Source organism: Microbacterium sp. H1-D42 (genome assembly GCF_022637555.1).
GTDB lineage: Bacteria > Actinomycetota > Actinomycetes > Actinomycetales > Microbacteriaceae > Microbacterium.
Genome location: NZ_CP093342.1, coordinates 1,194,023 through 1,211,882, shown reverse-complemented (window position 1 = coordinate 1,211,882; position 17,860 = coordinate 1,194,023). Strand labels below are relative to the sequence as shown.

15 protein-coding genes are annotated in these 17,860 nt (G+C 69.6%); 11 read left to right on the top strand and 4 right to left on the bottom strand.

Annotated elements, in window-relative coordinates; translation table 11 throughout:
* Positions 1–21: 21 nt before the first annotated feature.
* The 11 genes from ptsP (at position 22) to MNR00_RS05670 (ending at position 12,145) form a co-directional block, all read left to right on the top strand.
* A complete protein-coding gene (ptsP, locus tag MNR00_RS05720; RefSeq protein ID WP_241928770.1) occupies positions 22–1,620 on the top strand; it encodes a phosphoenolpyruvate--protein phosphotransferase in 1,599 nt (532 codons plus the stop codon).
* 26 nt (positions 1,621–1,646) lie between these two features.
* The gene (locus tag MNR00_RS05715) at positions 1,647–3,320 is read left to right on the top strand and encodes a PTS mannitol transporter subunit IICB (RefSeq protein ID WP_241928198.1); all 1,674 of its coding nucleotides are present in this window, start codon (positions 1,647–1,649) and stop codon (positions 3,318–3,320) included.
* Positions 3,317–3,751, top strand: coding sequence for a PTS sugar transporter subunit IIA (locus tag MNR00_RS05710; protein ID WP_241928197.1), 435 nt, complete (start codon positions 3,317–3,319; stop codon positions 3,749–3,751). The genes MNR00_RS05715 and MNR00_RS05710 overlap by 4 nt, the downstream gene beginning before the upstream one ends.
* On the top strand, positions 3,748–4,944 hold the full coding sequence (locus tag MNR00_RS05705; RefSeq protein ID WP_241928196.1) for a mannitol-1-phosphate 5-dehydrogenase: 1,197 nt from the start codon (positions 3,748–3,750) through the stop codon (positions 4,942–4,944). Before MNR00_RS05710 ends, MNR00_RS05705 begins: the two co-directional genes overlap by 4 nt.
* Positions 4,945–4,991: 47 nt before the next feature.
* Positions 4,992–5,711, top strand: a complete 720-nt coding sequence (locus tag MNR00_RS05700; RefSeq protein WP_241928195.1) for a sulfite exporter TauE/SafE family protein — start codon at positions 4,992–4,994, stop codon at positions 5,709–5,711.
* A gap of 87 nt (positions 5,712–5,798) precedes the next feature.
* Entirely contained in the window at positions 5,799–7,103 is a 1,305-nt protein-coding gene (locus MNR00_RS05695) for an NAD(P)/FAD-dependent oxidoreductase (protein WP_241928194.1), read from the top strand.
* Positions 7,103–8,095, top strand: coding sequence for a bile acid:sodium symporter family protein (locus MNR00_RS05690; protein ID WP_241928769.1), 993 nt, complete (start codon positions 7,103–7,105; stop codon positions 8,093–8,095). Before MNR00_RS05695 ends, MNR00_RS05690 begins: the two co-directional genes overlap by 1 nt.
* Complete coding sequence (locus tag MNR00_RS05685; RefSeq protein ID WP_241928193.1) at positions 8,092–9,039, top strand: SDR family oxidoreductase; 948 nt, start codon at positions 8,092–8,094, stop codon at positions 9,037–9,039. The genes MNR00_RS05690 and MNR00_RS05685 overlap by 4 nt, the downstream gene beginning before the upstream one ends.
* A gap of 9 nt (positions 9,040–9,048) precedes the next feature.
* Entirely contained in the window at positions 9,049–9,831 is a 783-nt protein-coding gene (locus tag MNR00_RS05680) for an alpha/beta hydrolase (RefSeq protein WP_241928192.1), read from the top strand.
* 107 nt (positions 9,832–9,938) lie between these two features.
* Positions 9,939–11,351 (top strand): MFS transporter, encoded by a 1,413-nt coding sequence (locus tag MNR00_RS05675; protein WP_241928191.1) that lies wholly within the window; start codon positions 9,939–9,941, stop codon positions 11,349–11,351.
* Complete coding sequence (locus MNR00_RS05670; protein ID WP_241928190.1) at positions 11,351–12,145, top strand: HAD family hydrolase; 795 nt, start codon at positions 11,351–11,353, stop codon at positions 12,143–12,145. Before MNR00_RS05675 ends, MNR00_RS05670 begins: the two co-directional genes overlap by 1 nt.
* A 22-nt stretch (positions 12,146–12,167) precedes the next feature.
* Here the strand turns inward: MNR00_RS05670 and MNR00_RS05665 are convergent, their stop codons facing one another.
* The 4 genes from MNR00_RS05665 to MNR00_RS05650 all read right to left on the bottom strand — a co-directional run bounded on the left by MNR00_RS05665 (position 12,168) and on the right by MNR00_RS05650 (position 17,842).
* On the bottom strand, positions 12,168–14,948 hold the full coding sequence (locus MNR00_RS05665; RefSeq protein WP_241928189.1) for a BTAD domain-containing putative transcriptional regulator: 2,781 nt from the start codon (positions 14,946–14,948) through the stop codon (positions 12,168–12,170).
* Positions 14,949–15,030: 82 nt separating this feature from the next.
* On the bottom strand, positions 15,031–16,146 hold the full coding sequence (locus MNR00_RS05660) for an adenosine deaminase (RefSeq protein WP_241928188.1): 1,116 nt from the start codon (positions 16,144–16,146) through the stop codon (positions 15,031–15,033).
* Complete coding sequence (locus MNR00_RS05655; protein WP_241928187.1) at positions 16,143–17,447, bottom strand: thymidine phosphorylase; 1,305 nt, start codon at positions 17,445–17,447, stop codon at positions 16,143–16,145. The genes MNR00_RS05660 and MNR00_RS05655 overlap by 4 nt, the downstream gene beginning before the upstream one ends.
* Entirely contained in the window at positions 17,444–17,842 is a 399-nt protein-coding gene (locus MNR00_RS05650; RefSeq protein ID WP_241928186.1) for a cytidine deaminase, read from the bottom strand. Before MNR00_RS05650 ends, MNR00_RS05655 begins: the two co-directional genes overlap by 4 nt.
* Positions 17,843–17,860: the final 18 nt, after the last annotated feature.

Genomic DNA, 17,860 nt, shown 5'->3' with positions numbered 1-17,860 from the left:
GCGACAGGGATCGTCGTGCGCATGGCCGAGGCTCTGCCCGCGCCGGAGAGGCAGAGCAGCGCACTCGACGTCGAGGCGGAGCGCACGCGGGTCCGCGACGCGGTCGGCGCTGTCGCGGCCGATCTGCAGCGGCGGGCGGATGCTGCCGGCGGCGCCGCAGCGGAGGTGCTCGAGGCCCAGGCGATGATCGCAGAGGACCCCGCGCTGCAGGATGAGGTCGACACCAGACTCGACGAGGGCACCACGGCCGAGTGGGCCGTGCACGATGCGTTCGCCGGCTTCCGCGCCACGCTCGAGGCGGTGGGCGGGTACCTCGGCGAGCGCGCGGCCGATCTCGATGACATCGCACAGCGGGTGCTGGCGCACCTGCGCGGGGTCACCGCCCCCGGCGTGCCGGACCCTGGGCATCCGTTCGTCCTCGTCGCACGCGATCTCGCCCCGGCCGACACCGCCCTGCTGAACCTCGATCAGGTGCTCGCTCTGATCACCACCGACGGCGGTCCCACCTCGCACACGGCGATCCTCGCCAGGGAGAAGGGCATCGTCGCTATCGTCGGCACCGCAGAGGCTGCGGCGCTCGTCGACGGGCAGAGTGTGATCGTCGATGCCGCCGCGGGCACGGTCAACGGCGCACCGACCGGGCAGCAGCTCGCCGCGGTCGCGGAGCGGCTCGCCGCACGCGCCGCGGAGGAGGCTGGTCCCGTCGCGCCAGGCGCGCTCGCGGACGGCACGCGGATCGGGCTGCTGGCCAATCTCGGCAAGCCTGCCGATGCGGCCGACGCCGTGGCCCGCGGGGCAGAGGGTGTGGGGCTGTTCCGCACCGAGTTCCTCTTCCTCTCGGCGGGGCAGGCGCCGACGATCGAGCAGCAGCGGGCGAGCTACATCGAGCTGCTGCAGGCGTTCGAGGGCAAGAAGGTCGTCGTGCGACTGCTCGACGCCGGCGCCGACAAGCCGCTCGCCTTCCTCAACGACGCGCACGAGGAGAACCCCGCCCTCGGCCTTCGCGGCCTTCGGGCGCTGCGCGCCAGCGAGGACATCCTGCGCGAGCAGCTCACCGCCCTCGCCGAAGCGGATGCCGCCACCGCAGCCGACCTGTGGGTGATGGCGCCGATGGTCACCACGGTCGAGGAGACGGCGTACTTCACGACGCTGGCGCACGAATACGACCTGAAGACCGCCGGCGTCATGGTCGAGGTGCCGGCCAGCGCCCTGCTCGCGGACCGCGTGCTCGCGCACGCCGGCTTCGCCTCGATCGGCACCAACGACCTCACCCAGTACACGATGGCGGCCGACCGGCTGCTCGGCTCGGTGGCCTCGTTCCAGGACCCGTGGCACCCGGCCGTGCTGCGACTCGTGCGCGAGGTCGGCGACGCCGGCGCGCGGACCGGCAAGCCGGTGGGAATCTGCGGCGAGGCCGCCGCGGACCCGCTGCTGGCGGTCGTGCTCGTCGGCCTCGGCGCGACGAGCCTGTCGATGGCGCCGGCGGCCCTCGCCGACGTGCGCCGCTCTCTCACTCGCTACACGGCGGCAGATGCGCGACGCCTCGCCGAGGCCGCTCTGACCGCCGACGATGCGGCCGGCGCCCGCGAAGCCGCCGGCGCCATATCCCCCACCCCGTGACACCTGACACGAGAAAGAGACACATCATGACGACGACGTCACCGACCAAGCCCGGAGGAGCCCGCGTAGCGGTGCAGCGCTTCGGCACGTTCCTGTCCGGCATGATCATGCCGAACATCGCGGCGTTCATCGCCTGGGGCTTCATCACGATGCTCTTCATCCCCGCCGGATTCTTCGGCGCGAACAGCCCGTTCGGCCAGGCCTGGCACTGGTATCCGGTCGCCGAGATCATCGGCGGCGGCGGCGACTCGGAGGCGATCGGCTGGCGCGGAGCCATGACGGCCCTCGCGGAGGGCGACGCAGGCAACTTCGCCGCCTACGTCGGACTCGTCGGCCCGATGATCACGTACCTGCTGCCCCTGCTGATCGCGAACACCGCCGGCCGCATGGTCTACGGCGAGCGCGGCGGCGTCGTCGCCACGATCGCCACGATGGGCGTCATCGTCGGCACCGACATCCCGATGTTCCTCGGCGCGATGATAATGGGTCCGATCGCCGGCTGGATCACCAAGCAGATGGACCGACTGTGGGACGGCAAGATCAGGCCCGGCTTCGAGATGCTGGTGAACAACTTCTCGGCCGGCATCCTCGGCATGATCCTCGCGATCGTCGGGTTCTTCGCCTTCGGCCCCGTCATGCTCGGCATCAGCGCTGTGCTCGGCGGTGCGGTCGGCTGGCTGGTGTCGATGCAGTTGCTGCCGCTGGTGTCGATCATCGTCGAACCAGCCAAGGTGCTCTTCCTGAACAACGCCATCAACCACGGCGTGTTCACGCCGCTGGGCATCGAGCAGGCGGCCGATGCGGGCAAGTCGATCCTGTTCCTGATCGAGGCCAACCCCGGCCCCGGTCTCGGGCTGCTGCTCGGCTTCACCTTCTTCGGGATCGGCGCTGCGAAGGCGTCTGCTCCAGGGGCGATCATCATCCAGTTCTTCGGTGGCATCCACGAGATCTACTTCCCGTACGCCCTGAGCAAGCCGATGACGATTCTCGCGCTGATCGCCGGAGGCGCCGCCGGCGTCACCACGAACATGCTCCTCGGCGGCGGGCTCGCCTTCCCGGCAGCACCCGGAAGCATCATCGCGGTGACCGCGGCCGCCGTCGGCCCCGGCGTCGGCAACCTGATGGTGGTCTACCTGTCGGTGGTCATCGCCGCTGTGGTGACCTTCCTCATCACCGGCATCATCCTGCGGGCATCCCGTCGCCGCGACCTGCTGGCCGAGGCGGACTCGTTCGGTGCGGCGATCGCGCAGACCGAGGCGAACAAGGGCAAGAAGTCCGCCGCGATGGACGCGCTGCGCACCAGCGGGGACACGGCTGCGGCAGAAGAGCTCGTCGACAAGCTGGAGACGCAGGTCGAGACCGGCGGGGCTTCCGACGGCGGCACCCTGGCGACGAGGCAGATCACGAACATCGTGTTCGCGTGCGACGCCGGCATGGGCTCGTCCGCGATGGGCGCCAGCGTGCTGCGGAACAAGATCAAGAAGGCCGGCATCGAGGGCATCACCGTCACGAATGCGGCGATCGCCAACCTCGACGGCACGGCCGATCTGATCATCACCCAGCAGCAGCTCACCGACCGCGCGAGGGCGAAGTCGCCGGACTCGATGCACGTCTCCGTCGACAACTTCATGAACTCGCCGCGCTACGACGAGGTCGTGGAGATCGTCCGCAACACCAATCCGAGCCAGGAGGAGAAATGAGCGTTCTGACACTCGACCGCGTGCGCATCCACCCCGGAAGCGCCACCCGCGATGAAGCGCTGCAGGAGGCATCCGACGCTCTCGTCGCCGCCGGCGCCGTCACGGGCGACTACCTCGCCGCGATGCACGAGCGCGAGAAGGCCGTGTCGACCTTCATGGGCAACGGCCTGGCCATCCCGCACGGCACCAACGACGCCAAGGACGCCGTGCTCGGCTCGGCCCTCAGCGTCGTGCGGTACGACGGCGGGGTGGACTGGGACGGCGACAGCGCCACGTTCGTGATCGGCATCGCCGGCAAGGACGGCGAGCACCTCGAGATCCTCTCGCAGATCGCGATCCTGTTCTCGGACGACGACGACGTGGCGGCGCTGAACGCCGCGGCGACGCCGGAGGAGCTGTTCTCGCTGCTGTCGGCGGTGAACGAGGCATGAGCGACGAGCGGGGCACGAGCGGCAGGGCCGTGCACTTCGGCGCCGGCAACATCGGGCGCGGCTTCGTGGGTCTGCTGCTGCACCAGGGCGGCTACGACCTGGTATTCTCCGACGTCGCCGCTCCGCTCGTCGACGCCATCAACGCGGCTGACAGCTACACGGTGCACGAAGTGGGCGAGGGCGGCGTCGACACGGTCGTCACCGGGTTCAGGGCGATCAACAGCGCCGAGCACCCCGACGCGCTGGTCGCCGAGATCGCCGACGCCGACATCGTCACCACCGCGGTGGGCCCCACCGTGCTGCCGTTCGTGGCCGCGCCGATCCTCGACGCGCTGCGCAGGCGCGAGCCGGATGCCGCTGCCCTGCGCGTCATGGCGTGCGAGAACGCGATCGGCGCCACCGACCTGCTGCGGCAGGAGATCATCGCGCGAGCCGGCGAGGACTGGGGGGCCCTCGCCGGCCGCGCGGTGTTCGCGAACACCGCGGTCGACCGCATCGTCCCCGGCCAGCCGGAGGGGGGCGGCGTCGACGTCACCGTCGAGCCGTTCTACGAATGGGCGATCGAGCGGGGACCGTTCGGCGGCGACCCGCCGCACATCCCCGGCGCGCACTTCGTCGACGATCTGACCCCCTACATCGAGCGGAAGCTGTTCACCGTCAACACCGGGCATGCCACCACGGCGTACTTCGGTGCGCAGGCCGGCATCGAGCGCATCTCCGAGGCACTCGCCGACCCGGCAATCGAGGCGAAGGTCGCCGCCGCACTGCGGGAGACCTCCGCCCTGCTGGTCGCCAAGCACGGCCTCGACCCTGGCGAACTGGCCGAGTACAGGGCGACGATCCTGCGGCGCTTCTCGAATCCGGCGCTGCCTGACACCGTCTGGCGGGTGGGACGGCAGCCGCTGCGCAAACTGTCACGGCACGACCGTTTCATCGGTCCCGCCGCCGAGGCCGCGGAGCGCGAACTGCCCACCAGTGCGCTGATGGCAGCCGTCGCGGCGGCACTCTCCTTCGACGATCCCGAGGACGTGCAGTCGGTCGAACTGCAGCAGCGGCTGCGCACCGAGGACGCCGTCGCGCTGGCATCCGATGTGACCGGCCTCGATGACGGACACCCGCTCTTCGCGGCCGTGCGGGACGCGTTCCTCGCGCGCGCCGCCGAGGTGGCGGGCGCTGGACACTCCTCGGCCTAGGATCGACGGATGGCCCGACGGGCGGGCCGCCGGGAGGTCGCTGACGGATGCTGGTGCTCACCGCCGCGGTGACCGTGCTCGCCGCGGTCATCCAGCGCGTCACCGGGCTCGCATTCGTGCTGGTGCTGATCGGTCCGATCGTGCTCGCGTACGGACCCGTCGAAGGTGTGACCGTCGCCGTGCTTCTCGCCGTGATCGCCTCGCTGTTCGCCGTGCCAGGTGCGTGGCGTGAGGTCGACTGGCCGCGCACCCTGTGGCTGCTGGGTGCTGGGATGCTGGCCGCACCGCTGGGGGCGCTGACGGCATCCGCGTTGCCGGAGCCCGCACTGCTGCTGCTGATCGGCGGCATGGGCGTGCTGGCGCTGAGCGCGCAGCGACTCGGTCCGATCGCGCGACATGTGCGCGGACGCCCTGGCGCGATCGGCGCTGGGGCAGTGGCCGGCTTCATGCATGCCTCCAGTGGGCTGTCCGGCCCTGCACTGGCATCCTTCGCCCTCGGTGACGACTGGCCGCAGCGCCGCTTCGCGGCGAGCGCGCAGATCATCTTCCTCGGCTACGGCGCCGTCTCTGTCGCCCTGCGCGGCCTGCCCACGATCGCCCCAGCGGACCTGCTGGTGCTCGGCGCCTGCACGGCCGCCGGCATGCTCGCCGGCGTGTACGCGGCGCGCCGAGTGCCGCCGTCGGTGGCACGCCGGGTGATGCTGCTGTGCGCCTGGGCGGGCACGCTGGTGGTGCTGGTGCGCGCCATCATCGCCTTCGTCGTGTGAGTTCGGCGTTTCGAACCGCTCCGTACCCGATACGATCAGATCACCCGGGGGGATGATCTGCGAGGCACGCCGTCGTGCAGGAGTGAAATGAACCGATACGCCCTCATCGGCGCCGGCCCCTCAGGGCTCGCCGCCGCGCGCGCCCTGCAGCGGCGCGGCATCCACGTCACCGGCTACGAGGCGTCCTCCGGCGTCGGCGGCCTGTGGGACATCGACAACCCGCGCAGCACGATGTACGAATCAGCGCATCTGATCTCATCGCGCACGACGACGGAGTTCACGGAGTTCCCGATGGACTCCTCTGCCGACTACCCTGGGCACCGCGTGCTCAAGGGCTACTTCGACGCTTACGCCGACGAGTTCCGGCTGCGCGAGCTGTTCCGCTTCGACACCAAGGTGACGAGGCTGCAGCCGTCCGGCGGCTCCGGTGACGGCTGGATGCTGCTCGCCGAGGGCGATGAGCCGCGGCACTACGACGGGGTCGTGCTCGCCAACGGCACGCTCGCCGAACCGAACATCCCGTCGTTCCCCGGCGAATTCGCCGGTGAGATCATGCACACCAGCCAGTACAAGCGCGCCTCGCAACTGACCGGCAAGCGCGTGCTGGTGATCGGCGCAGGCAATTCCGGCTGCGACATCGCCGTCGACGCCGTCCATCACGCCGCCTCCGTCGACATGAGCGTGCGGCGGGGCTACTACTTCGTGCCGCGCTATCTGTTCGGAAAGCCGAGCGACACCCTCAATCAGGGCCGTCCACTGCCGGCCAAACTGAAGCAGGCCGTCGACACCAGGGTGCTGAAGTCCTTCACCGGCGACCCGACGCGCTTCGGGTTCCCCAAGCCCGACTACCGCATCTACGAATCGCACCCGATCGTCAACACGCTGATCCTGAACCATCTCGGGCAGGGTGATCTCAGCATCCGCGGCGACATCGAGCGCTTCGACGGCGACACCGTGCACTTCGGTCCGTCAGCGCACTATCCGGACGGCTCATCGGCGCAGTACGACCTGATCCTGCTCGCCACCGGCTACACGCTCGACTACCCGTTCGTCGACCGCGAGCACCTGCACTGGCAGAAGGCGTCGCCGAACCTGTTCCTGAACCTGTTCCCGCCGTCGTTCAACGGCCTGTACGTGATGGGCATGATCGAGGCCTCCGGCATCGGCTGGCAGGGCCGCTACGAGCAGGCAGAACTGCTCTCCGCCTACCTGGATGCCGTCGAGAACCGTCCCGATGCCGCGGCGGCCTTCCGGGCGCGAGTGACCGGCCGCCCCTGGCCCGACACCACCGGCGGGTACAACTACCTGGGGCTGGACAGGATGGCGTACTACGTGAACAAGGACGCATACCGCTCTGCGGTGCGCACCGCGACCCGCAGCCTGGAGGCGTGATGGATTTCGATGACCTGGTGCTGAACTTCACCCCCGGCACCCTGATGATCCTGAACGTCGTGCTCGGCCTGATCATGTTCGGCATCGCCCTGGACACCGCGCCGAAGGACTTCAAGGTGGTGGCCCGCCACCCGAGGCCATTCATCATCGCGATCCTCGCCCAGCTGCTGGTGCTGCCGGCTGTCACCTTCGGCCTCACCCTGCTGCTGCCGGTCAGCGCATCGATGGCACTGGGCATGATCGTCGTCGCCTGCTGCCCGCCTGGCAACATCTCGCAGGTGCTCACCCACCGCTCAGGCGGCAATGTCGCCCTGTCGGTGTCGATGACTGCGGTCGGCAACCTGATCTACATCGTCGCGATGCCGATCAGCATCGCGTTCTGGGGCTCGCTGCACCCCACCGGGCGCGAACTCCTGCACACGGTGGCGCTGGACCCATGGAAGATGCTGCTGGAGATCGTGCTGATCATCGGGCTGCCGTTCGCCCTCGGCCTGCTGCTGCGCGCCTGGCTGCCCCGCTTCGCGAAGCGCGTGCAGCCCTTCGTGCGGTGGTTCAGCCTGATCGCGCTGCTCGGCTTCATCATCGGCGCCCTCGCCGGCAACTGGGCCATCTTCCTCAGCGTGATCGGCACCGTGCTGATCGTCGTCGCCGTGCACGATGCGGTCGCCCTCGCCATCGGCTACGGCACGGCGGTCGCCGGCGGCCTCGGCACCCGAGAGCGCAAGGCGATGACCTTCGAGGTCGGCATCCGCAACGCCGGGCTCGGACTCGGCCTGATCTTCGCGTTCTTCGGAGGCCTCGGCGGCATGGCCGTCGTCGCCGGCTGGTGGGGCGTCTGGGACATCATCGCCGGGCTGATCGTCGCTGCGCTGTGGGCCAGGCATACCAAGAAGCGCACCGGCTCGGCGCAGGGCGACGCGAGCCGGCACGCCGTCGCGGCCGAGGCATCGGATGCTGAGGCATCGGATACTGAACCTGAGGCCACCCGATGACACGCGTCCTCGTCACCGGCGGCGCCGGATTCCTCGGCTCCCACGTGACGGCACTGCTGGCGCAGCATCCCTCCGTCGATCTCGTCGTCAGCGGCGACGTACGCGACTCTGAAGAGGCCGGCGTCGTCTCGGCGCGCTTCGACGTGACGGATGCGGCGTCCCTCGCCCCTGTTCTCGCGGAGCACCGCATCGACACCGTGGTGCACCTGGCGGCGATCGTCAACCCCGGCCGTGACGTCGCGCTGGAGTACCGCGTCGACGTCGAGGGCACTGCCAACGTGCTCGCGGCATGCCTCGAGAAGGGCGTGCGGCGCATCGTCGTCTCCAGTTCGGGAGCGGCGTACGGCTACCATCCCGACAGCCCGGACTGGCTCACCGAGGACGATCCAGTGCGCGGCAACGACGAGTTCCCGTACTCGAAGCACAAGAGGCTCGTCGAGGAGATGCTGGCGGATGCCCGTCGCGCCCACCCCGAGCTCGAGCAGGTGATCTTCCGCATCGGAACGATCCTCGGTCCCGCCGTCCGCAACCAGATCACCGCGCTCTGGGACGGCAGCCGTCTGCTGCGCGTCGCCGGTTCCGACTCGCCGTTCGTGTTCGTCTGGGTCGACGATGTCGCCGGAGCCATGGCGCGGGCCGCCACCGAAGGCCCCGCCGGCATCTACAACGTCGCCGGCGACGGGCGCATGACCGTGCCCGAGATCGCCGCGCGCCTCGGCAAGGGGATGCTGACGCTGCCCGCCTGGGCCCTCGGCGCCGCCCTCGGCGTCGGCAGGGCGCTGCGCATGACGCCGCACGGACCGGAACAGGTGCGCTTCCTTCGTTACCGACCGGTGCTGGACAACACCCGGCTCAAGCAGACGTTCGGCTACGTGCCGCGCCTGAGCAGCAGCGAGGCGTTCGAGGAGTATCTGCGCACGCACCCCGGCGTCGCCCGCGATTAGCCTGGAGAGATGCCGAACACGCGCACGGACGGGACCACGCCCGCAGCCCAACGCAAGCGTCGCTCGAGGGCGCTCCGGTGGACGCTGTGGGGTCTGCTGGCCGTCGTGGTGCTCGTCATCGTCGGGACGATCGCGTGGAGTCAGATCGGCGTGATGTCCGCCGAGCCGGAGCCACTCGCCAAGGCACGGGCGAATCCTGATCTGGTGATCGAGGATGCCCCGCAGGGCATCGTGCTGACACCAGCCGACGGCGCATCCACGGAAGGTCTCGTGTTCATCCCCGGCGCGAAAGTGCAGCCCGAGGCATACATCGCGATCCTGCACGATGTCGCAGCCGTTGACGGGGTGACGGTCGTCATCACCCGACCCTGGCTGAACCTCGCGTTCTTCGATCTGCGCGGCCTGGACGCCTTCACCTCCGCCGCCCCCGACATCGACACCTGGATGGTCGGCGGACATTCCCTCGGCGGTGTGCGCGGCTGCCAGCTGGCAGACGGCGCCGACGCGCTGCTGCTGTTCGCCTCGTACTGCGCGAACGACCTGTCCGATTCCGACCTGCCGGTGCTGAGCCTGTCCGGCAGCGAGGACGGCCTGTCCACGCCCCAGAAGATCGCGGACGCCAGACACCTGCTTCCAGCGGATGCCGAGATGATCGAGATCGACGGTGCCTCGCACGCCTCCTTCGGCGACTACGGCCCTCAGCCCGGTGACGGCACACCGACGATCTCCGATGACGACATGCATGCGCGCGTCACCGAACTCGTCGGCGACTTCGCCTCGACGCTGCACTGAGGCCGCCGCACCCGACTTTCTCGACGTCGTTCATGAAAGGCGCATGAAAGCGGTGCGGGTGACACTCCCCTGCGGGCCGGAAACTCCGGCCGAGAAGGGGGGTCCGGATGACCGGCATGAGCCGCTTCCGGATGATCATCATCTGCCTGGCGCTGCTGCTGGAGGGCATGAGCACGTCAGGAATCAATGTGCAGGTGGGTGCGCTGCGCGCGCAGTTGGCTCTTGATGAAGGGCAGCTGCAGTTCGTGGCCAGCGCATTCCTCATCGCCTATGCGGGGCTGCTGCCCATTGCCGGAAGTCTCGCCGACGCCTTCGATCGACGTCGCGTCTTCCTCACCGGCATCGTGTTCTTCGGTGTCGGTTGCGTGCTGTGCGCGCTGGCCTGGTCTGCGGAGGCGCTGATCGCAGGACGCATCGTGCAGGGTGCTGGGGCTGCACTGAGTGCCCCCGCAGCACTGGCGCTGATCACGGCTGGCCTGCCGGAGGGTGCACAGCGCAACCGCGCCGTCGCGATCTACAGCGCCATGGGCGCCGTCGGATTCTCACTCGGGCTCGTCGTGCCAGGCGCGGCAGTGACCTGGTTCGGATGGCGGTGGAGCTTTCTCATCTCGGTGCCGGCCGTGATCCTCGTGCTGATCGCGACCATGGGCATCTCCTCGGCGCAACAGCGCGTGCGCCGACGCCCCGACGTCATCGGCGGAGTGCTGCTGACCGTGGCGCTGATGCTCGCCGTGCACCTGATCGGCTCGGCATCGACGGCGGCGCCGCTGGGGATGCTGATCCAGCTCGCCGTGCTGGTCGTCGCCACCTGCGCCCTGGCGGTCCGCGGCGGCGTGCGGGGAATCCCTCGCGCCGTCCTGGCTCAACCGCGCTTCATCGCTGCATGCCTCGCCCTCGGTGGGCTGTTCGCCGGCGTGGTGGGCTCGATGTACGCGCTGAGTCTCTCGTACGCCGGCGGCTCCGGCGACGGCGGGCTGACCGTGGCTCTGCTGATCGTGGCGCAGCCGGTGCTGTTCAGCCTCACGGCGGGGCTCGGTGCCAGGCTGGTCACGTTCTGGGGTCCGGCTCGGGTGTTCGCGCTCGGTGCCGGCGTCTTCGTCCTCAGTCTGACCTGGCTGGCCTGGGCTCAGGATCTCCTGGTGCAGGCGCAGACGCTTCCTGAGCAGGCGCTGCCGGTGTGGACGGCCATGATCCCGGCGATGGCCGGGGTCGGCGTCTCGCTCGGGCTGTGCTTCCCCGCAGCCTCCGTCGGGGCGGTGGATGCCACGCCGGCCGACTTCCGCGCCACGACGGCGGGCCTGCTGACCACGGCACAGAACGTCGGCGGCGCGTTGGGCATCGCCGTGCTGACTCTGGTCGGGGCGATCCCGGCCGGTGTCGGGCCGGGTGAGGGTCTGACCGCGGCGCTGCTGTGGTCGGCGGGCTTCGCGTGCATCGGCGTCACGGCATCCGCGTTTGTGCTGCTGTTCGCACCGTCGCGCGTGCCGACCCCCGCCCCCGCGGGGGCGGGGGTCGCCTGATGGGGCTGCACGTCGCCACCGACCTGGATGGCACCATCTCGTTTCGCGGACGACGACCGGACGACACGATCCTCGCAGTGCTCACGGATCTCGCGCACCGCGACGATGTCGCCGTCACCATCGCGACAGCGCGGTCGCCGCGGGTGGTCACCGAATGGTTCGCACCGCTGAGCGAGCATCTCGGGCGGGTGTGCTGCAACGGCGCGATGGTCGCCACTGATCGCGCGACGATCATGCGATCCGAACTCGACCCCGTGCTGGTGCGCATGCTGATCGGCTGGCTGCGCGAGCGTGACCAGGGGTTCTGCCTCGAGTACGGTGATCGGTTCGCGGCCAGTCACCCCGACGCCCTGCCCTGGATGGGCACTGAGAAGCGGATCACCCTCGGCGAGGCCTCGCCGATGCTGGACGGCGTCCTCAAGATCAGCATCGCGGCCGGCGCCATCTGGTCCGACATGCTGGCGCTGCTGGTCGGGGCGGCCGCGGAGGTGTACCCGCACGTGACCGGGGATGCTGACATCGTCGCGCGCGGGGTGGACAAGGCCGTCGGCGTGAGGCGACTGCATCCGTCCGGCGATCGCCTGCTCGCTCTGGGCAACGATCGCAACGACCTCGGCCTGCTGCTCACCGCCGACGTGGGGATCGTGATCGGCGAACAGCTGCCGGAGCTCGACCTGTGCTCACACGTGCGGCGGGTGCCTTCTGACAGCGCAGCCGTCGTGGCAGCCCTGCAGCTTGCGGCCGCCCGGCTGCTTCCGGAGCGCTTGCGCGCGTCGGCGCGCTCGTCTGTCTGACGCGGAGCGCGAGATGCTTTCGTCAGGCGGCCTCCAGGAACCGTCGGTGCAGTGCCTCGGCCTCCTGCTGCGCAGGGAGGGGATCAGCACCCGTCCTGACCAGCAGCGTGGCGAGGGCGAGCAGTGCCTCTCCCTGCTCCCACGGCAGTCCCTCGTCCCCGAGCTGTGTGGCGAGAGCGCGCATCGCTCGGCACGCCGCGTCCTCGGCCCCCTCCGCGAATCGCAGCCGCACGAGCAGGATGCGCAGCCGCGCGGCGCCTTCCAGATACGCGATGCGGGTGCTGAGCTCCAGCGCTGCCCTGGCATCGGCAGTGGCCTCTTCGAGGCGTCCCTGCTGCAGACGCGCATCCGCACGCACGCGCAGCGCCACCGATCGACCGCGCTCGGATCCTGCGGTGCCGGCCGCCTCGAGCGCCCGCTGCGCATAGTCCTCGGCGTCGGCGAGATGATCCGCCCCGAGCTTGCACAGGGCGATGTTGGCGAGGTGCAGCGTCATCCGGGTGTAATCCTGATGCTGTCGCGCAAGGTCCAGCGCGGCACCGAAGTGGCTCTCGGCCAAGGTGAAATCGCCGGCCAGACGGGCGACTTCACCCAGATTGTTCAGGCAGGAACTCTCTCCCTCCTCGTCGCCGATCCGTCTGCTCAACGGCAGCGCAGCCTCCAATCGACGCCGAGACGCCGACAGCCCCTTGGTGTGCACCTCGACCCCTCCGATCAGACGAAGAGCTGCGGCCTGCACAGCCACGTCACCGATGCGTTCACCCCGGTGCAGCAGTTCGCCGTACAGGGCGGCAGCCTCACTGAGATAGCTGTCACCGACGGCGTAGGCGCGCAACCGCAGCAGCATCCGAACGACCACAGCGTCGTCCGCCGCATCCGCACCGCGCACCACGTCGACGATCGTCTGCCGCTCCCGATCGATCCATGCGCTCGCCTGCTGGATATCACCAGGCGCCTCGGGGCGCGCCTCGGCCGGCAGCGTGCTCGCCTGCGGCGCCCGCCCATCCAACACCTTGATGGACGACAGATCCTTGCCGGCGTCCAGCAGGTCAGCAGCGGCATCGACCGCGAGCGCGTAGTACTCGACGAGGCGTGATCGCGCGCGAGCGACCTCATCGGCATCAGCCGCGTGGTCCAGCGCCTGCACCGCCAGCTCGCGCACCAGATCGTGTTGTGCCAGGCGTGCGTCGTCGAAGCGCTGCAGCAGGTTGGCGCGCCGAAGGCGCCGCACAGCCCGGGCTGCCTCCGCGACGTCGCCACCGGCCATCGCCACGACTGCGGACGCGGTCATCGGCGAGGTCAGCATCCCCAGCAGCCGGAAGACGCGCTGCGACACCTCATCGAGACCGTCCAACGACCATGACAGCACCTGCGCGACGTCTGTCGCGTCATCACCGGTCTCCAGCAGTGGCAGGATCGGCGCGCGGAACGCACGCTCGGACGCATCATCTGCGGCATGCGCGGCCACGACGATCGCAAGCGGCAGGCCTCCGCAGGCAACCGCCAGACGGCGTGCCATCGCCGTATCCGGCGCGCGACCGGACGCGCTGAGCGCATCTGCCGCAAGCACCGCGGCGGCCTCGGCGCCGAGCGGCCCGACGGTGATGGTCCGCGCCGGCGCCTGCACGCCGAGTCCGGTGAGGGCCTCGCGGCTGGTCACCAGCGTGACCGGCCCGTCGCCCCCCGGCAGCAGCGGCCGCGCCTGCGCTTCGGCGCGCACGTTGTCGAGGACGACGAGCATCCGCCGGCCGGCAGTGGCACTGCGGAACAGCGCCGCCAACTCGTCCGGCTCGCCCATAGCCGGGACCCGGTGTCCGAGTGCCCGCAGGAACTGCTGCAGTACGGTCTGCGGGGAAGCCTCGACTCCCGGCCCGAATCCGCGCAGATCGGCGTACAGGATCCCATCGGCGAAGTGTTCGCGTCGGCTGGCGGCCCACGAGAGGGCGAGAGTGGTCTTGCCGGCGCCGCCCATGCCGCAGATCAGCACCAAACGCGTGACGCCGTCCTCGAGGCCATCCAAGACGCTCAGCTCTTCTTCACGTCCGATGACCGCATCCACATGCGCGGGAAGCTGCGCCAGCACGGTGACCGGTGGCGGAGTGCGGCCATCGAGCAGCTGCAGGTGCAGTTCTTGAAGGGGCTCCCCCGGCGCCGTGCCGAGCTCGTCCGCGAGCCGACGCCGCAGCGACTCGAATTCGGTGAGCGCCTCCGCCGAACGACCGGTGCGGGCCAGCGCTGTCACCTGGGCCGCCGTGAGCTCCTCGTCGTAGGGGTCCTCCTCCCGTGCCGCTATGACGTACTGCAGCACGAGTTCATCGTCCCCGCGGCGCACGGCAGCCAGCAACGCATTTCGCCGCACCACGGCGACGCGGTCGGCGACATCGCGTCGCGCTTGGTCGAAGAACTCCCCGGCGATGCCCGCGAACGGCTCAGCGGCGGCCATCTGCAGCGCTGTGACCGGGCTGTGGTCGGCGAGGTCGTCGAGCGCCTCCAGATCGATCCACGTCGATTCAGCCAGCCGATAGCCATCAGCCGTGCGCTCGATCGCATCCGCGCGTCCCAGCGAGGCACGGGTGCGGTGCACCAGCAGATGCAGCTTCGCTGTCTGCTCGAGATCGTTCCAGAGAATGCGGCACAGTTCGTCACTTGCCACGCCCGTCACACCGACGACCAGCGCAGCGATCAGCATGCGTGCCAGTCGCCCGTGCGGAGTGGCGTCGATTCCTTCGACGCTCACCTGCACACCGCCGAGAACCGCAACGCGGATGCTCGCGGCAGGATCCCCCTCGGTCGCGCCGGACATGAGCGAAGAGTTTAGCCTGCCGCACCCCGAGATGCCAGTATCCCCGCGGGTCACCACAGCAGCGGCGCCAGCGCTGAGCCGGTCAGCGCTCGAAGCCCTCCGCGATCATCTCCACCAGCTCCTCGCGTTCCTCCACAGGCAGGAAGGCGGCAGACGCGGCGTTGAACTGGAACGCTTCCAGGTCGTCGAGGTCGTAATCGAACGCGTCGATCAGCAGCCCGAGCTCGCGGGTCAGAGTGGTGCCGCTCATCGTGCGATTGTCGGTGTTCACGGTGACCGAGAATCCGAGCTGGTAGAGCAGGTCGAACGGATGATCCGCCAGATCGTCTCCCCACTGCGCGATGGCGCCGGTCTGCAGATTCGAAGACGGCGAGAGCTCAAGCGGGATCTCGCGGTCGCGCACCCAGCGAGCGAGATCGCCGAACTGCACCTGCACCTCGTCGCCCTCCTGCTCGATGACCTGCAGGTCCTCCGCGATGCGCACACCGTGACCGAGCCGCAGCGCGCGTCCGTCGATGAGAGCGGAGCGGATGGATGCCGGCCCTGCTGCCTCACCGGCGTGCACCGTCACCGGGAAGAACTCCGCGGCGAGGTAGTCGAACGCGTCGCGGTGCTGCGAGGCGGGGAAGCCGTCCTCTGGGCCTGCGATGTCGAAGCCGACCACGCCGCGCTCCCGGAAGGCGACCGCGACCTCGGCGACCTCCTTGGCGCGGCCTTCGTGCCGCATCGCGGAGAGGATCTGCGTCACCCGGATGCTGCTTCCGGCAGCATCCGCATCGTCCTCGCCCTGCTCGATGCCGCGCTGCACGGCGTCGACGGCCTGCGCGAGGGTGAGCCCGCCTGCGACGTGCTGCTCAGGCGCCCAGCGCACCTCGCCGTAGATCACGCCGTCCTGCGAGAGGTCGACGACGAACTCGCGGGCGACGCGGGTGAGCGCCTGCTCGGTCTGCATCACGGCGGTGACCAGGTCGAACGTCTTCAGATACTCGGTGAGCGATCCGGAATCGGACTGCTCGGAGAACCAGCGCCGAAGGCTTCTGGCGTCGTTCGCCGGGGTGGGGATGCCGGCCTCTGCCGCCAGTTCGAGGATCGTCGCTGGACGCACTCCCCCGTCGAGGTGGTCGTGCAGTGAGATCTTCGGCAGCCGCCGCAGGGAGAGTCCCTGCACCTTGCGGTCGTCGTGCTGGTCGCTGGTCATCGGGTGTTCTCCTCAGCGGTGATGCGCTCGCGCACGATGGGTGTTGCGGCGGGCGCTGCGGCGCCGATCTCGTACGCTCCGTCGAGCGCCTCCAGGGCGCGGGCGAAGCGGGCGTCGTCGTCGGCCGACAGCGTGAACAGGGTCTGGCCGGCCACGACGCGGTCACCGGGCTTCACCGCCAGGTCGATGCCGGCGGCATGGATCACCGGGTCCTCGGCGCGGGCGCGACCGGCGCCGAGGCGCCAGGCGGAGATGCCGAACGGCAGTGCATCCATGCGGGTGACCACGCCGTCGCGATCGGCCGTGACTGCGTGCGTCTCCTTGGGCTGCGGCAGCGGCGCCTTCGGGTCGCCGTCCTGAGCGCGGATCATCGCGTTCCAGCGGTCCATCGCGCGACCGTCGTCCAGCGCAGCCTCGACATCAGCATCCGGCTGTCCTGCCAGCGAGAGCATCTCGCGAGCCAGGGCCACGGTCAGCTCGCGCACGTCGGCGGGTCCCCCGCCTGCGAGCACCTCGACCGACTCCCGGACCTCGTTGGCGTTGCCGATCGCGAGTCCGAGAGGCGTGTTCATGTCGGTCAGCAGCGCAGTGGTCGAGACACCCGAGTCAGTGCCGAGCGCGACCATCGTGCGGGCGAGCTCGCGGGCGCGGTCGATGTCCTGCATGAACGCGCCGCCGCCGAACTTGACGTCGAGCACCAGCGCATCAGTGCCCTCGGCGATCTTCTTCGACATGATGCTCGAGGCGATCAGCGGGATCGCCTCGACCGTGCCGGTGACGTCCCGCAGCGCGTACAGCTTCTTGTCGGCGGGGGCAAGGCCCGAGCCTGCGGCGCAGATCACCGCACCGACCTCACCCTGCATCTGCGCGAACATCTCGTTGTTCGAGAGCGCAGCGCGCCAGCCGGGGATCGACTCCAGCTTGTCGAGCGTCCCGCCGGTGTGCCCGAGACCGCGACCGCTGAGCTGGGGAACTGCGACGCCGAAGACGGCGACCAGCGGCGCGAGCGGCAGCGTGATCTTGTCGCCGACGCCACCGGTGGAATGCTTGTCGACGGTGCGCTTGCCGAGGCCGGCGAAGTTCATCCGCTCGCCGGAGGCGATCATCGCGTCGGTGAGCACGCGGATCTCGTCGCGCGCCATTCCGCGCTGGAAGATCGCCATCGCGAAGGATGCCATCTGCGCGTCAGAGACGTACCCGCGGGTGTAGGCGTCGACCATCCAGCGCAGCGCGGGCTCCGGGACGGCTCCTCCGTCGCGCTTCGCGCGGATGACGTCGATTGCGTCGAACGGCTCACTCAACGGGCTTCCTCCAGATCTCGCGGTCCGAACGCATCGGGCAGGACCTCATCGATTGTGCGGATGCCCGATACCGTCTCCAGCAGCATGTCGGGCGTCGCGTGTTCGTACAGCAGCTGACGACAGCGACCGCACGGCATGATCGTCTGTCCGTCACCGTTCACGCATACGAAGGCGACGAGGCGACCGCCGCCCGACATGTGCAGGTCTCCGACCAGTGCGCACTCCGCGCACAGGGTGACGCCGTACGAGGCGTTCTCGACATTGCATCCGGCGACGATGCGACCGTCGTCGACGAGCGCCGCTGCACCCACCTTGTAGCGGGAGTACGGCGCGTATGCCTTGCGCATCGCCTCCGTCGCGACTTGACGCAGCTCGTCCCAGTCGATGTCGGTCATCTCTCTCCTTCGTCCAGC

What these genes read in the sequence shown, in the direction of transcription:
- MNR00_RS05670 (WP_241928190.1), top strand. Translation starts at nt 11,351, where the DNA reads ATGGGGCTGCACGTCGCCACCGACCTGGATGGCACCATCTCGTTTCGC.
- MNR00_RS05660 (WP_241928188.1), bottom strand. Translation starts at nt 16,146, where the DNA reads ATGACCAGCGACCAGCACGACGACCGCAAGGTGCAGGGACTCTCCCTG.
- MNR00_RS05700 (WP_241928195.1), top strand. Translation starts at nt 4,992, where the DNA reads ATGCTGGTGCTCACCGCCGCGGTGACCGTGCTCGCCGCGGTCATCCAG.
- MNR00_RS05695 (WP_241928194.1), top strand. Translation starts at nt 5,799, where the DNA reads ATGAACCGATACGCCCTCATCGGCGCCGGCCCCTCAGGGCTCGCCGCC.
- MNR00_RS05675 (WP_241928191.1), top strand. Translation starts at nt 9,939, where the DNA reads ATGACCGGCATGAGCCGCTTCCGGATGATCATCATCTGCCTGGCGCTG.
- ptsP (WP_241928770.1), top strand. Translation starts at nt 22, where the DNA reads ATGGCCGAGGCTCTGCCCGCGCCGGAGAGGCAGAGCAGCGCACTCGAC.
- MNR00_RS05715 (WP_241928198.1), top strand. Translation starts at nt 1,647, where the DNA reads ATGACGACGACGTCACCGACCAAGCCCGGAGGAGCCCGCGTAGCGGTG.
- MNR00_RS05710 (WP_241928197.1), top strand. Translation starts at nt 3,317, where the DNA reads ATGAGCGTTCTGACACTCGACCGCGTGCGCATCCACCCCGGAAGCGCC.
- MNR00_RS05685 (WP_241928193.1), top strand. Translation starts at nt 8,092, where the DNA reads ATGACACGCGTCCTCGTCACCGGCGGCGCCGGATTCCTCGGCTCCCAC.
- MNR00_RS05690 (WP_241928769.1), top strand. Translation starts at nt 7,103, where the DNA reads ATGGATTTCGATGACCTGGTGCTGAACTTCACCCCCGGCACCCTGATG.
- MNR00_RS05665 (WP_241928189.1), bottom strand. Translation starts at nt 14,948, where the DNA reads ATGTCCGGCGCGACCGAGGGGGATCCTGCCGCGAGCATCCGCGTTGCG.
- MNR00_RS05705 (WP_241928196.1), top strand. Translation starts at nt 3,748, where the DNA reads ATGAGCGACGAGCGGGGCACGAGCGGCAGGGCCGTGCACTTCGGCGCC.
- MNR00_RS05650 (WP_241928186.1), bottom strand. Translation starts at nt 17,842, where the DNA reads ATGACCGACATCGACTGGGACGAGCTGCGTCAAGTCGCGACGGAGGCG.
- MNR00_RS05680 (WP_241928192.1), top strand. Translation starts at nt 9,049, where the DNA reads ATGCCGAACACGCGCACGGACGGGACCACGCCCGCAGCCCAACGCAAG.